General features: G+C 42.7%; 17 protein-coding genes. 2 read left to right on the forward strand and 15 right to left on the reverse strand.

The features are described from left to right. Positions 1-56 precede the first annotated feature (56 nt). The 14 genes from MKY73_RS14415 to MKY73_RS14480 form a co-directional block, all read right to left on the reverse strand. On the reverse strand, positions 57-956 hold the full coding sequence (locus tag MKY73_RS14415; RefSeq protein WP_339308316.1) for an alpha/beta hydrolase: 900 nt from the start codon (positions 954-956) through the stop codon (positions 57-59). A gap of 20 nt (positions 957-976) precedes the next feature. Further along, positions 977-1,597, reverse strand: a complete 621-nt coding sequence (locus tag MKY73_RS14420) for a DUF2239 family protein (protein WP_339233664.1) — start codon at positions 1,595-1,597, stop codon at positions 977-979. Positions 1,598-1,755: 158 nt separating this feature from the next. Beyond that, positions 1,756-2,148 (reverse strand): rhodanese-like domain-containing protein, encoded by a 393-nt coding sequence (locus MKY73_RS14425; RefSeq protein ID WP_339308317.1) that lies wholly within the window; start codon positions 2,146-2,148, stop codon positions 1,756-1,758. Then, a complete protein-coding gene (locus MKY73_RS14430; protein WP_339308319.1) occupies positions 2,126-2,524 on the reverse strand; it encodes a rhodanese-like domain-containing protein in 399 nt (132 codons plus the stop codon). The genes MKY73_RS14425 and MKY73_RS14430 overlap by 23 nt, the downstream gene beginning before the upstream one ends. A 49-nt stretch (positions 2,525-2,573) precedes the next feature. After that, entirely contained in the window at positions 2,574-2,894 is a 321-nt protein-coding gene (locus MKY73_RS14435; RefSeq protein WP_339308320.1) for a rhodanese-like domain-containing protein, read from the reverse strand. Between the two features lie 199 nt (positions 2,895-3,093). Next, positions 3,094-3,363 carry a metal-sensitive transcriptional regulator gene (locus MKY73_RS14440; RefSeq protein WP_339233656.1) on the reverse strand — a complete coding sequence of 90 codons (270 nt, stop codon included), beginning with the start codon at positions 3,361-3,363 and terminating at the stop codon, positions 3,094-3,096. A gap of 71 nt (positions 3,364-3,434) precedes the next feature. Next, a complete protein-coding gene (locus tag MKY73_RS14445; protein ID WP_339233654.1) occupies positions 3,435-3,908 on the reverse strand; it encodes a DsrE/DsrF/DrsH-like family protein in 474 nt (157 codons plus the stop codon). A gap of 64 nt (positions 3,909-3,972) precedes the next feature. Continuing rightward, positions 3,973-4,767, reverse strand: a complete 795-nt coding sequence (locus MKY73_RS14450; RefSeq protein ID WP_339308321.1) for a sulfite exporter TauE/SafE family protein — start codon at positions 4,765-4,767, stop codon at positions 3,973-3,975. 99 nt (positions 4,768-4,866) lie between these two features. Continuing rightward, positions 4,867-5,094, reverse strand: a complete 228-nt coding sequence (locus MKY73_RS14455; RefSeq protein ID WP_339233650.1) for a sulfurtransferase TusA family protein — start codon at positions 5,092-5,094, stop codon at positions 4,867-4,869. A 15-nt stretch (positions 5,095-5,109) separates the two neighbouring features. Beyond that, positions 5,110-6,246: an MBL fold metallo-hydrolase gene (locus MKY73_RS14460; protein WP_339308323.1), complete on the reverse strand. Its 1,137-nt coding sequence runs from the start codon at positions 6,244-6,246 to the stop codon at positions 5,110-5,112. Positions 6,247-6,277: 31 nt separating this feature from the next. Next, positions 6,278-6,673, reverse strand: coding sequence for a DsrE/DsrF/DrsH-like family protein (locus MKY73_RS14465; protein WP_339233646.1), 396 nt, complete (start codon positions 6,671-6,673; stop codon positions 6,278-6,280). 29 nt (positions 6,674-6,702) lie between these two features. Next, on the reverse strand, positions 6,703-7,314 hold the full coding sequence (locus tag MKY73_RS14470; RefSeq protein ID WP_339308325.1) for a sulfurtransferase TusA family protein: 612 nt from the start codon (positions 7,312-7,314) through the stop codon (positions 6,703-6,705). A 252-nt stretch (positions 7,315-7,566) separates the two neighbouring features. Continuing rightward, positions 7,567-8,418, reverse strand: a complete 852-nt coding sequence (locus tag MKY73_RS14475) for a DegV family protein (RefSeq protein WP_339308327.1) — start codon at positions 8,416-8,418, stop codon at positions 7,567-7,569. Positions 8,419-8,570: 152 nt separating this feature from the next. Next, entirely contained in the window at positions 8,571-9,485 is a 915-nt protein-coding gene (locus tag MKY73_RS14480; RefSeq protein WP_339308329.1) for a LysR family transcriptional regulator, read from the reverse strand. A gap of 102 nt (positions 9,486-9,587) precedes the next feature. On the opposite strand from MKY73_RS14480, the gene MKY73_RS14485 reads away from it, so the two are divergent. Then, positions 9,588-10,469, forward strand: coding sequence for an alpha/beta hydrolase (locus tag MKY73_RS14485; protein WP_339308331.1), 882 nt, complete (start codon positions 9,588-9,590; stop codon positions 10,467-10,469). Between the two features lie 129 nt (positions 10,470-10,598). Continuing rightward, positions 10,599-10,973: a collagen-like protein gene (locus MKY73_RS14490; protein WP_339308332.1), complete on the forward strand. Its 375-nt coding sequence runs from the start codon at positions 10,599-10,601 to the stop codon at positions 10,971-10,973. Between the two features lie 67 nt (positions 10,974-11,040). Here the strand turns inward: MKY73_RS14490 and MKY73_RS14495 are convergent, their stop codons facing one another. After that, positions 11,041-12,780: an ATP-binding cassette domain-containing protein gene (locus MKY73_RS14495; RefSeq protein WP_339308600.1), complete on the reverse strand. Its 1,740-nt coding sequence runs from the start codon at positions 12,778-12,780 to the stop codon at positions 11,041-11,043. Positions 12,781-13,054: the final 274 nt, after the last annotated feature.

Consider the following 13,054-nt stretch of genomic DNA (forward strand, 5'->3'; position numbering starts at 1 on the left):
CAAAGGCCTTAGAAATTGTTTTCTAAGGCCACTTTGGATGTCTATGATTCATCATTTCAATTCGGTTTGTTACGCTGAGTTGTTCGAACAATTCCGTCAATGACCGATCCAAACAGCTGTTCCGGCAAATCATGTCCCATGCCTTCAAGTACCATATATTCGGAGTCCGGGATGGCTTTCGCCGTGTCTTCTCCGCATGCTGGCACAAACATGGAGTCTTCCGCTCCATGGATGACTAACGTGGGCACATCTATTTTTGCAAGTTGCGGACGCCGGTCTCCGGATACGGCAATAGCTGCAATTTGTCTTCCGATACTGCCCGGATCATACGCTCGCCGCAGTTCTTCACGAATAATGGAATGATACTCTTCCTCGTTAAACGCATAACCCGTACCTGCAATCTGTCTGGCAAAAGCCGTACTTTGAGCCAGATATCCTGCCTCATCCTCTCTCGGGTTCGGAGCTGGGCGAGTCATTAACGCCATGACCTCTGGTGAAGTCTGCGGAAGTTCTGGATTGCCTGTAGTGGACATGATTGAAGTCAGCGAGATCACTCTCTCGGGATAACGGCTGGCAGTGAGTTGGGCTATCATACCACCCATGGAACGTCCAACAATATGTGCTTTCGCGATGTCCAGTGCATCTAACAATCCAATCGTATCATCAGACATATCCTCAAGCGTGTAAGGTATATGGGGGCGTTGTCCTGACATAAGCGTTCTGGCGAGTGTTTCAAAATCCAGAGGATCGTGCTGACTAAAATGAGTAGATAACCCGGTGTCTCTATTGTCAAAACGAATTACCCTGTATCCTCTGGCTGCCAGCATTTCACAAAAGGGGGCCGTCCATCGGATCATTTGTGTTCCCAGCCCGGCGATCAAGAGAATGGTTTCATGCTTTTCATCGCCATAACTGTCATAAGCCAGATCAATACCATTAACGTTTAATCTATTCATTAAAATATTCTCCTTCAAATTTATATTTGTTGCATGAACGCACCTTTGGCCAAATCCTTAACATAGTCTCTGATATCTGGCGTCCAGTCATCAATCCATTCGTAAAAAAGAGCTTCATTGCCGGCATACAGTGCTCTCAGAGCCTCTTCATACTGGTCAAAGTCGCCTGCCATTGCAGTCATGAAATGATACGTCGCTTCTTGAGCGGCACGAACTTTACTTTCACTCTCACCCACACGGCGGGCTTCATCAATCAGTTTCCTCAATGTGACAGAAGCGCCTCCGGGTTGAGCTTTCAACCATTCCCATTGCCTGGGAAGCAGCGTAACTTCCCCAGATACTACGCCCAGCTTGGGACGACCAACCTTGCGAGCAGGCTGTTCATTTTCTTTTTCTGTTGTATCCGAAGTAGGCCCTTCCATACCCTCGCCGTGTAATCGGTCAAGCACTTCAACTGTGCTCCCGCGAAAATCAACGTCAACCGGTTTACCTGTCCCATCATGGAAAATAAGGATTTGTGCAAGTTGACTGTCCTCCAGATTATCTTTGGCAATGCCAACAACATGTTGTAATGAGCCCTTCGCGAAGCAGGCTCGATCCACAAAAGCGGTGTAGCTAATTGGGTGTGATGAAGCTTGCATATGACTCCTCCTTCTCTGATCTTACCTTGACTCTTTTATATTACCCGGGTAAAAATATAAAGTCAATATTACCCGGGTTTAATTATTTGTTTTGAAAAACGTCAAAAAACAGCAGCCCGATGGATGGACTGCTGTTATACAGCATATAGGTGTGGAATTTATTTTTTGGAAATCAATTTTTCTCTCCATGCACTTACGCCGCCTTGAAGATTAGAGATCTGAGCGTAGCCTTGCTTGCTTAATATTTTGGCTGCACTCTTGCTGCGCATGCCACTCTGGCAGTATAGAAAAACACGCTTGTCCTGTGGAATCTCGCTTAGTCGCTGCTGCAGTTGCGACAAGGGGATGTTGATTGCTCCCGGGATATACCCTCTTTTATATTCAGCAGGCTCGCGCACATCCACCACCATGCCTGGAGGGTTTGTTTTGATGGCCTGCCGGAATTCATCCGGTTTTAGGTTGGTCAGGCCGGTGACCGGCTTCAGTCGAGTATAGAGGAACCATACAATCAGAAGCAAAATGGCGATATTAATAACAGTGTTTGTGTTCACTGGACTCTCCCTTTCTATTCATGGCAAAATAACAACCCTTCACTGCATACAACTGTCTGAATCCACGGCGTGCCAGTATGCGGGCTGCTTTTTGGCGGGATAGCCAATTCCGTGAAAAGATCATGACCTCCTGATCGGGTGACAGCTCCTTCATCCAGACTGCAGACAATCGGCCAATGGATATATTAATTGAACCCGGGATATGATCTTGCCAGTACTCGCTTGAGTCTCTGATATCCAGCATTCTGACGTTAGACCACCGTTTCTGTGACGGGTCCCATTCCTTGCTGTTCACATAGGTTAGGGAGGAGACCGGCCACAGCTGAATGATTAGCCATAGGATACCAACTGTAGCTGCAATATACACCAGTGTCATTCATGACATCCTTTCTTCCACGTGCTTTCATTCCTGCAGTGAACAGGTCTTATCTAACCAATTGATCGTAATCTGTCCAGTTGCTAAGACCACCTGTCATATTCACAATCTGGAGCCCTTTCTCATGTAAAAGTTCACAGGCCAAGCCGCTGCGGTTCCCGCTTCGGCAGATCACAATGATCTCTTGTGAGACTGGCAGCTCCTCAACTCGTTCCATCAACTGGCCTAGCGGAATATGTTTTGCCCCCTGGACATGTCCTTCTTCCCACTCAGCATCCTCCCGAACATCCAGCAGGTATAGCTGCTCCCCTTGTTTCAACTGCGATGATACCTCTTGAGGGGTGATTACTTTTGGAATTTGAAATGCCATCTACATCCGCTCCTTTAATAAAAAAAATATGATTTTCACGATGCTTTTATTTATCTTCAAACCGAACATATACTGAATGTATCCATGTGCCGTCTATTATCATTTTAAACATATACCCCTATAGGTATTATGACAACAGACTAGAACTTTCTCAAGTCTAGCCAGACTCTCCATTTTAATTCTGATTCTTGTACCTTGCCTATCGGCTTTTCACAAGAAGCTCCACCGCTTCCTTCACTAACTTACTCGTATCATTATTGCCAGCTTCTTGTTCAGCCTTAATACATTGTTGGAGATTATCTGCCACAATTTGTGCTAGAGCCCGGTCAGAAGCATTACGGACAGCAGACAACTGAGCAACAACCTCTTTACAAGGTTTATCTTCTTCCATTAGACGAAGCACACCACGGACCTGTCCTTCAATTTTGCGCAAACGTGTTTTTAAGCTATCTGAATAATGATATTCCATATCCAATCTACTCTCCTTTATAGCATACCAGTATAGGTATATTATAGAGCAAAAAAGGTTAGCTTACACCTTTAAATAAATAAGTTCACCTTTCCGTTCGATGCATCACCTAGATAAGCAGCAACACCTGCATATTGCAAACCATCCAGTAACTCTTCCTGTTTTAAACCTAGAAGATCCATGGTCATGGTACAAGCAACCAGCTTCACTCCTTGTTCTTGTGCCAATTCCATCAATTGAGGCAGGGATAAGGCGTTGTGTTTTTTCATAACATGTTTAATCATTTGCGGACCCAAACCGCCAAAATTCATTTTGGAAAGACCAAGTTTGTTGGCTCCTCGTGGCATCATCCATCCAAAGGCCTTTTCCAGAAAACCTTTTTTGGTCTGGATAACCTCGTCTTTCCGAAGAGCATTCAGCCCCCAGAACGTGAAAAATATCGTTACTTCGTGATCATATGCCGCTGCTCCATTTGCAATAATGAACGCCGCGATTGCTTTATCCAGCTCCCCGCTGAATAAGACGATCGTTGATTTATCTGCCATTAATCTTAATCCCCGCTTTCTTGAATACATAAATTACAATATCTTGAGAACATGTTTCGCTCCTTTAAAGAATTGTTGACCAGACTTTCACGGCTGTCAGCGCAATCAATACAACGAGTCCATATTGAAGCACCTTGACATTGATTTTGGAACTGATTTTGGATCCTAGAGGAGCACCGATCAAACTTCCTACGACTGTAAATAAAGTTGGCCATAAAGGAATATGTCCGCCAGTAAGCTTTCCAATTACCCCGCCGATGGCTGAGATAAAGACGATGGCAAGTGAAGAAGCGATGGTCGTACGTGTCGGTATTTTAAGAATGGTGAGCATGATGGGAATGAGAATGAACGCCCCGCCCGCACCGACAATTCCCGAGACAATACCCACGATAAACGCTGACACAACCGCGATGATTTTATTAAATTGAAGATGATCTTGTATATTATCCGAGCCCCTGCGAGGAATCAGCATCAGTATAACTGCCAACAAAGCAAGAATGCCGTAGATCAGGTTAATAACATCTCCTTGAAGCAATCCCGATATATATCCTCCGATCAGGCTTCCTGCCAGAATCCCGCTTCCCATATAAACAACGAGTCCCTTATGAATGACGGGTGGCTCCAGCTTTCCTTTGCTGTTTTTCTGAAATGCCAGAACGCCTGCAAGCGAAGCAAAGAAAACCTGGAACATGCTAATTGAAGAAACTTCATGAGCTGTGAAATGAGCTGCCCCGAATAGTGGAGGTACATACAGCAATAGCGGATAGTTAATAATGGCCCCACCGATCCCTAACAACCCTGAGAAAAAAGACCCGATTAAGCCAAGAGTGATCATAATGATCAACATGAGGAAATCCATAGTTCTCCTCCTTTCCCTGGCTTAATCTGAATTAAGCCAGTTTTAAACAACGTGAACATTTGCCCTGCTTCCTACTGCGTGTTCGCTTATTGTAGTAATTTAGATTTTTCGAACGTAAAATGTATACACTCCATCCTTTTCCTCATGAGAAATCAATTCATGTTTCGTTTGCTTCACCCAAGCCTGAAAATCATTAAGGGAACCTTTATCCGTAGACAGGACTTCCATGATCTGTCCGGCTTCCAGACTATCCAGTGCTTTCTTTGCTTTAACAATCGGCATAGGACATGCCAATCCTTTCGTATCCACAGTCATATCTGTTTTCATCTCATGTTCCTCCTTTTAATTGTCATGCACGGCACAGCGGTTGGGACCAATTTCCATCTCACGTTGTTTATCTTCATCGGGTGTAATTTTACCCATGTTTGTCTGCCGGATCTCCTGATACGCATTCGGTTGAGGTGGAAGATTCTTGGTCACCGTGCGACGGAAATCTTGCTCATCACCAATGTTAAGGCCCGGATTTTTTTGATACAAATCAGAGAGTTTCGCCATAACCCGGCCGCCTTCCCCGAGCTCCGTTACTTTTCCAAAGTGTGCAGGCAGGACGATAAGCTCTGAAGAAAGTTCTTTATATCGTGTATAAAGTGTTTCACGAAGATCACCTACCCAATCCTCTGCAAGACCCGCCAGATCAGGACGACCAATCGATTCAATGAACAGGATATCGCCGGTCAACAGATATTGGTTATCTATAATAAAGGATGTGCTTCCAATGGTGTGTCCGGGAGAGTAAATGGGCTGAATTTGGATCGTTGTGCTGCCGACCGTGATGTCACGCCCTTCTTCAAGTCTCTCATAATTAAAAGTAACTTCCGTTGCATCTTTTGGAGGCAGCCAATAAGTGGCACCCGTATGCTCAGCTAATTTTCGTCCGCCTGAAATGTGATCGGCATGCAGGTGTGTATCCAGTGTGTGTTTAATTTGTACTCCTTGCTCTCTTGCGAACTGTTCAAATACTTCCGTCATCCGCAGGGTGTCAATCACTGCGGCTTCTCCCCCCGAAATAACCATATAAGACAAACAGCCTTTCCCAACTCTTACGAACTGATACAATGCACCTCCATCCTTCAATTCGCCAACTTTGACGGGTTCCAGATGTTCACTCCATGATTTCATGCCGCCTTCAAGGTAATAGACGTTGCTTCTGCCGGCTTCAACAATTTGTTCTGCCACAAATTTGGAAGATCCTTCCTTTGCGCATACAACAAGCAATTTTTTCCCATCAGGAATCTTGTCGAGTGCATCATCAACGCCGTCTAACAGATCAAAATAAGGAATGTTCACGATATCTACACCGTATCCTTCAATCTTCCAATCGTTGAAATCTGTTTCATTCCGAACATCAAGGATAAATATCTCTTCTTTAGCCAAGACAATAGTAGTTAGTTCCTTTGCCGTCATTGTTCTTAATTCCATTGCTAGTTTCCCCTTTCATCCTGCAAGCTCATTAGAACGACAATGTAACATTGGCATCCTTCGCAAAATCTAGAAAAGTGACTGCTCCGCCGACTTCAATCCCATCGATAAAGTCTTCTTTGGTCAGGTTCATTACATCCATCGTCATTTGACAAGCTATAATCTTGACTCCCAACTCCTGAGCCATTTCTACGAGCTGCGGAATAGATGGAACATTTGCATTTGTAAAGCCTTCAGCAATATGTTCAGCTCCTGCCGGGAGAGGCAGCTGGTGATGGGCTTGCTTATGAATCAAGTTTAATCCTTCAAATGTGAAGAAAATGGCAACCTCTGCTTCAGTTGCTGCTGAAGCGGTAGCAATATTAAACACTTTGTATGCATCGAACATCCCACCATTGCTTGCAATAATAGCCACTTTTGTACTCATTGTTATTACCTCCGATTTTTAATTGTTATTTATTTTTCTGTTGGCCCTGTCCAGCCAGTCATGCCTGGCTCTACATTATTTACTTTTTTGAATCCTTTTTCGGTAAGAAATTGACAAGCCAGATCACTACGGTTGCCGGTTCGGCATACAACATAAATATCATCTTCCTGATTAAGCTCCTGGATTCGGTTCTCGAGTTCACCAAGCGGAATAGAAATGGCTCCCGCAATTCGATTAAATGCATATTCAGCAGGTTCACGTACATCCAGTACAGTCACCTTCTCATGATCTGCAAGTTTTTTCTGCAATTCATCAGTTGAAATGACATATGGATGTTTCTTCTCTTCTTTGGCTTCGGTCGCACTCGCTTTGCGAACATAATGTTTAAGAACGTCATTATCCTCTAGTGTTCCCAGATAATGATGACCTGTATTTTTGGCCCAGCCTTGGATGTCCGCGAGAGAACCCTTATCTGTAGCTTGTATTTCAATAACTTGACCAGCATCAAGTTGATCGATAGCCTTTTTCGTTCTTACGATTGGCATAGGACACGCAAGCCCCTTGCAATCAATGGTTTGATCTACTTTAATTTCGGACACTGTAACAACCTCCTCCAATATGATTATGAATAAGACAAGCATTAGAACAGAGCAAAGAATGATATGTTTTTCTTTAGAAGTGGCTCTGCACTCAGTTATAAACAGGAGATTAACTCTAATACGTATACCCCTATAGGTATAATACAAAGATCATATGTTTTTGTCAACACTTCACTAGATAGGAGATATCACTTAAATTCTGGAATAAAGGTTCTGAATATATAAAAAACCAACCACTTAGGTGGTTGGCTACTCTCTACTCCGATATTTTGAAAAAAGCTGTCACATGGAGTTTTACAAATCGATATAACTGACAGCAATTGAACCAGGACCTGTGTGCGAGCCAATAACACACCCGCCCTCAATAAGAATAATATCTTTAAAGTGATTCGTTTGCATCAGAGATGCATACAGTTTATCCGTCATTTTCTCTGCAAAGGTTTGAGCAATAATAAGTACGTTTGGACAAATCTCATCTTTACGGCTAACAATTTTTTGTACAACTCCGTCCAGAGCCTTTCCCATTTTCCCGCGATACTTCCGAATAGAGCGCACTTCTCCCTGAATAATATTCAGCACAGGACGGACTTTAAGGACATTCCCGATCAAATGCTGTAAACTGCTCACCCGTCCACCCTTATACAGATAATCCAGACGGTCCACGAATACCTCAATATTAACCTTCTCTCGTACATTCTCAATATCCTTGATCACATGTTCAAGCGAACAACCCTCTTCAAGTGCCCTTGCCGCACGTACCACCAGCATGGCATAGCTTGCAGACAGATGCATGGAATCCACGATATGAACCTGCCCATGCGGTAGCTCGGATGCTGCAATATGTGCATTCTGGTTAGTGGAAGACACCTTGGATGACATGCTGATATATAAGATTTGTTTGCCTTCTTTGAGTGATTTTTCAAAATAATGAATGAAATCGGCTGGAGATGGCGCAGCTGTTTTGGGAATGATGCCCTCTTCATCTGAGCGACGATACAATTCTCCAGTCATGATATCTATATTATCTTTGTACGATTGAGCGCCCATAACGACATATAAAGGTACAACGCTGATATCGTACTGATCGAGCAGTTCCTTTGATAAATCTGAAGTGCTATCCACCATTAATTTAATGTTCGAAGGCATTACCATAGCTGCATCCGTCCAATCTCTTCGTATTTTGTGAAAATATAAAAACTTAAATTATCATTTGATATAAAAGTATATCACTTTATGGTGTGAGTCAACTTTCCTGTGAGAAGCACAGAAAAGTTGATGCCGATATCTCCGTATGTCCTTCAATTCATCTGGGGACTAATATGATTACCCAGATCCGTAAGTCTGGCTGTAAATTCTTCAACCATTATAGGGATTGGCTCATTCGCTTTTGTAATTCTACCCAGTATGGGTTTGTTATCGGAGCCGAGCTGTTGGATTGGAACCGTGACCAATTGTTCCTTATAGGTGGAGGCCAAAGCATTAACGATAAAATCGGGAGCAATTGTAATTGCATTGCCCTTAACAACCATCTGACCCAACGCATCAGTATTATTCGTAATTAGAGATATTCGATTGCCAGCACTTGCAGACATCAGATCATGGGCAATATTTTCGATATGTTCATCTTTATATAGAACAAACACTTCGTTCTCCAAGGTTTCTGGAGATATCATTTTGAAATAACGCAGTGGTGAGCTTGTATTCATAATGATTACAGCACTGCCCTCTACAATCGGGACCCATTCAAACGTAGAATTTTGTTGACTTTTACTGTAGGATAATAAACCCATGTTCGCGTAACCTTCCTGTACTTGCTTCATGACGGTCTGAGTATCTCCTTCAATCATCTGCACCTTAAGCGTTGGATAACTTTGCATTAGCTCTAACGTTGCCTGAACGACTTGCGGAACAAAACCGGGAATGGTTGCAATCGTAATGCTCTCCATATGATCTTCCTTTAACATGAGCAATTCTTGGTGCATACTGTCTATATTTTTTAGAATAGCTGCTGCATGTTTCAGGATCAACTCCCCTTCTGTTGTCGGAGAAACGCCCTTTTTGGTGCGGTGAAAAATGATGGTATCCATCTCTTCTTCAAGCTGTTTGATGGATTGGCTAATTGTTGGCACGGTTAGATGATGTACACTTGCTGCCTTGGTAAATGAACCGAATTGTGCAGCAGATATTAGATATTGAAGCTGGGAAATATTCATCTCATTCTTCCTATCCTTAATTAATTGTTTATGATACTAAAATATTATTAAATATATTTTATAATTATAATCAAGTATGATTTGTCTAAGGAGGTCGATAGTATGCGTAGTATTCGAAGTTTTCTTGTAGAATTGTTGCTCAAAATGACGAAAAGAAAAATGAATGTACATGAATTTATGGAAGAACGTAGAAAGAGTAATAGCGTTCCCTATGAAGTCCCTGTGAAGCTTAAGCACAAATACAACATTACCAAGGATCAGAGCCTCCCCGTAGATACTTATATTTTGAAATCCAACACTCAATCTGATGAACGGATTGTTCTATATTTGCCTGGCGGAGGATTCGTTGAGCAGCCACTGACATGGCACTGGCATTTCCTGAATCAATTGACGGAGCAATTAAATTGTACGGTATATGCATCAGTGTATCCAAAAGCGCCAAACTATCCGTGTATGGATGCAATTGCATGTGTGTTGAGCATCTATCAGCATATCTTGAAAATAACCAAACCGCAAAATATCACCATTATGGGTGATTCTGCGGGCGGTGGCCTTACGCTGGCCTTTGCGCAATATTTGGCAGAACAAGGGTTACCTCAGCCCAAGGATATCATTCTGTTATCTCCATGGCTTGACATTACATTGAGCAGTCCCGAAGTCATTACAATGATTGATGATGAGCCAATGCTAAACTGGGACATGCTTGTTGAAGCTGGTAAATTATATGCAGGTGAACTGCCACTCTCTCACTACTTGGTCAGCCCGCTTCATGGTGAGATCAAAGACCTGGGTAAAATCTCCCTGTTTATCGGGACCCATGAATTTTTCCTTCCGGATGCACGTAAATTCAAAGAAAAAGCTGCCCGGCAATCTGTAGATATCAATTATATCGAGTATCCAAAAATGAATCACGTATTCCCGGTATTCCCCATCCCTGAAGCCAAAAAGGCGCTAAAACAAATTATAGATATTATTAAAAGTTAGAACTGCTGGAATAGCATTTCGGCTGTGATCGTTTCATTATAATTAGCGGCCTTCTATAGGCTCCCACCCATTCCCCTGCTCAATTGCCTACATACAATACATTAGACTAATGAACAGGAGTGATGTGATATGACATTTTTACCTCCTTTTGGACCTGGCGGAGGGTTTGGTGGACCTGGGGGACCAGGAGGACCCGGTGGAATGCCTGGTCCGCCATCGTTCCCCGGTGGTGGAGGCGGTGGACCACAAGGCGTGCAAGCACCTACCGGGCCGCCACCATCATTCATTCCACAGCAACCCGCATCGTTATTTGCAGTTGATCCAAGAGCCATATCTGGCTGTCTGTTTCGTTACACATATATTTGGCCGGATCGTGGTCCCGGCTTCTGGATGTACCCGGTATTTGTAGGTAGAAATTCGGTGGCTGGGTTCCGCTGGAATGGCTTCTTCTGGCTATACACCGGCATTGATCTGCAGCGAATCAGCTCGTTTAGCTGTTTCTAGAAGAAATCCCCCTGTATACGGATTAATCCGCATACAGGGGGATTTAATTTATGAACTAATTAGCTGTCTAAAGCAACTTAATCAGCTTTTCCAGCTCATCTACCAGACTTTTTGCAAGTTCAAAGTTAGTATCTTTTAGAGCCATTTCGATTTTCAGTTCAACAGACTTTTTCTTTTGTTCCGTTTCAAGATAGTCTTCATTAAAATGACTCGTATATATCATCTCTCTAAATTCTTGAATACTCATTTTAGTAATCGTCTTGTCCTCGATAATCAAAACATAATCCATACCATTTACAACCGAATAGAAGTCGTGAGAAATCATGAGAATCGCACCTTTGTAGTCCTCAATAGCTTTCTCCAATGCGATTTGGCTATAGATGTCCAAATGGCTTGTCGGTTCGTCAAGAAGCAATACGCTCGCTTGACTGGCAGCAACTTTAGCCAATTGGAGCATGTTTTTTTCACCACCAGATAAAGACTCTATCTTCTGATCAAGGATTTCTCCTTCGAAGCCATAGTGCACAAGATGCGATCTAATCTCATCATACGTTTGAAAACCGGCATCAATAAAGTCATTTAGTATGGTATTCGAATCCTTAAGCATTTCACCTTGAAACTGAGATAAATAAGCCACTGTAGCATCAGCATTTATTTCAATAGAATCCTGATTGTTTTGGAAGATTTCACGGAGTAAGGTCGTTTTTCCGGTACCGTTTGGACCGATCAGGGCTACTTTATCTGTCGATTTGATCTCAAAGTTCACATGGTCCAAAAGCAACTCGTCAAAGGAAACGCTATAGTTATTGACGTTAACAACAACGGTATCTTGCATTTCCTTATCAATATCAAAACGGATATTCGGCTGCTTGATATCGACAAAGGGTTCTTTAATTCGACGTGCTTCCAAGCGCTCTTGAAACCTGACTCTGGCTTTTAACGCTCTGCCTCTCGAGGCTTCCGAATTATAAGTGGCGATCTCTCTAAGATTGTCGATGATGTGATCGTATCTCTCAATTTCTTCAGCTTCAGCAACTGCAATTTCTTGTAACTCGATCTTCGTCTGAAGCAGCGAGAAGTTATAGTCGATGTATCGCCCATCAAACTCTTGGATCTCCGTGTTTTCAAGGTGTATTATTTTATTGAAACAATGATTCAATAAATAGCGATTGTGCGTAACAACGAGCAGCATACCTTTGTGGGTATTAATCAATTTTTTAAGTGCATTCAAGTTTTCAAAGTCTAAAAATACATCGGGTTCGTCCATGATCATTAAGTCTGGACGATTCAGCATTTCCTTCATCACTTGAATAAGTTTGAATTCCCCGCCGCTTAATTCGGATACATCAAGGTCTTTTAGCTTCATGAGGTTAGCCAGATTTAGCTGTTTATTAATGGTGTTTTCGAAATTATCCCCGTCCATGGCCTGGAAGGCATCCAAAGCCAATTGAACTTTATCCATCAGCGAATCCATATCCGATGTCGTTGCCATTTCCGCATAAAGGGCTGTGATTTCATCTTGTATCTTGATGAATTCTTCTCCGATATATTCAAAAACGGTCATTTCTTTCGTGTTATCTACTTGCGAGAACTGACTCACATACCCGATTTTGCAATCGGGGTCTATCTCTAACTTGCCATCGAACAAATATCTTTCCGGATCCATCAATATATCGATCAGTGTACTTTTCCCACTGCCACTTGTTCCTATGAAAGCACAATGTTGTGCCTCTTCAAGCGTAAATGAAATATCTTGATATAGTTCCTTTTGCGGGAATGAGAAGGACAGGTTATCAACTTTTATCATCATGTTACCTTTCTTTATACCTAAATTGGTGATCATCATTAAATAATTTGTCGAACACAGACTTTTAGAGTAACACTGTTTACCACCAAGCACAATCCATTTGTAGCACTTACAGGCTTTAATACAGGGGCAGCGATCGGCGAGTGAACTGTCGAACATCTCCGGGCAGCTCGCTGGCCTTGCTGGCAACCTCAAATCCTATTCCGATCAATTTCAGATTGAGGTCACTAAATCAAATCCACCAACGTAATAGGAGTTTTGTCACGTTGACTAA

This window comes from Paenibacillus sp. FSL R5-0519 (assembly GCF_037974275.1).
Lineage (GTDB): Bacteria > Bacillota > Bacilli > Paenibacillales > Paenibacillaceae > Paenibacillus.

What these genes read in the sequence shown, in the direction of transcription:
- MKY73_RS14415 (WP_339308316.1), bottom strand. Translation starts at nt 956, where the DNA reads ATGAATAGATTAAACGTTAATGGTATTGATCTGGCTTATGACAGTTAT.
- MKY73_RS14420 (WP_339233664.1), bottom strand. Translation starts at nt 1,597, where the DNA reads ATGCAAGCTTCATCACACCCAATTAGCTACACCGCTTTTGTGGATCGA.
- MKY73_RS14430 (WP_339308319.1), bottom strand. Translation starts at nt 2,524, where the DNA reads ATGACACTGGTGTATATTGCAGCTACAGTTGGTATCCTATGGCTAATC.
- MKY73_RS14435 (WP_339308320.1), bottom strand. Translation starts at nt 2,894, where the DNA reads ATGGCATTTCAAATTCCAAAAGTAATCACCCCTCAAGAGGTATCATCG.
- MKY73_RS14440 (WP_339233656.1), bottom strand. Translation starts at nt 3,363, where the DNA reads ATGGAATATCATTATTCAGATAGCTTAAAAACACGTTTGCGCAAAATT.
- MKY73_RS14445 (WP_339233654.1), bottom strand. Translation starts at nt 3,908, where the DNA reads ATGGCAGATAAATCAACGATCGTCTTATTCAGCGGGGAGCTGGATAAA.
- MKY73_RS14450 (WP_339308321.1), bottom strand. Translation starts at nt 4,767, where the DNA reads ATGGATTTCCTCATGTTGATCATTATGATCACTCTTGGCTTAATCGGG.
- MKY73_RS14455 (WP_339233650.1), bottom strand. Translation starts at nt 5,094, where the DNA reads ATGAAAACAGATATGACTGTGGATACGAAAGGATTGGCATGTCCTATG.
- MKY73_RS14460 (WP_339308323.1), bottom strand. Translation starts at nt 6,246, where the DNA reads ATGGAATTAAGAACAATGACGGCAAAGGAACTAACTACTATTGTCTTG.
- MKY73_RS14465 (WP_339233646.1), bottom strand. Translation starts at nt 6,673, where the DNA reads ATGAGTACAAAAGTGGCTATTATTGCAAGCAATGGTGGGATGTTCGAT.
- MKY73_RS14470 (WP_339308325.1), bottom strand. Translation starts at nt 7,314, where the DNA reads ATGCTTGTCTTATTCATAATCATATTGGAGGAGGTTGTTACAGTGTCC.
- MKY73_RS14475 (WP_339308327.1), bottom strand. Translation starts at nt 8,418, where the DNA reads ATGCCTTCGAACATTAAATTAATGGTGGATAGCACTTCAGATTTATCA.
- MKY73_RS14480 (WP_339308329.1), bottom strand. Translation starts at nt 9,485, where the DNA reads ATGAATATTTCCCAGCTTCAATATCTAATATCTGCTGCACAATTCGGT.
- MKY73_RS14485 (WP_339308331.1), top strand. Translation starts at nt 9,588, where the DNA reads ATGCGTAGTATTCGAAGTTTTCTTGTAGAATTGTTGCTCAAAATGACG.
- MKY73_RS14490 (WP_339308332.1), top strand. Translation starts at nt 10,599, where the DNA reads ATGACATTTTTACCTCCTTTTGGACCTGGCGGAGGGTTTGGTGGACCT.
- MKY73_RS14495 (WP_339308600.1), bottom strand. Translation starts at nt 12,780, where the DNA reads ATGATAAAAGTTGATAACCTGTCCTTCTCATTCCCGCAAAAGGAACTA.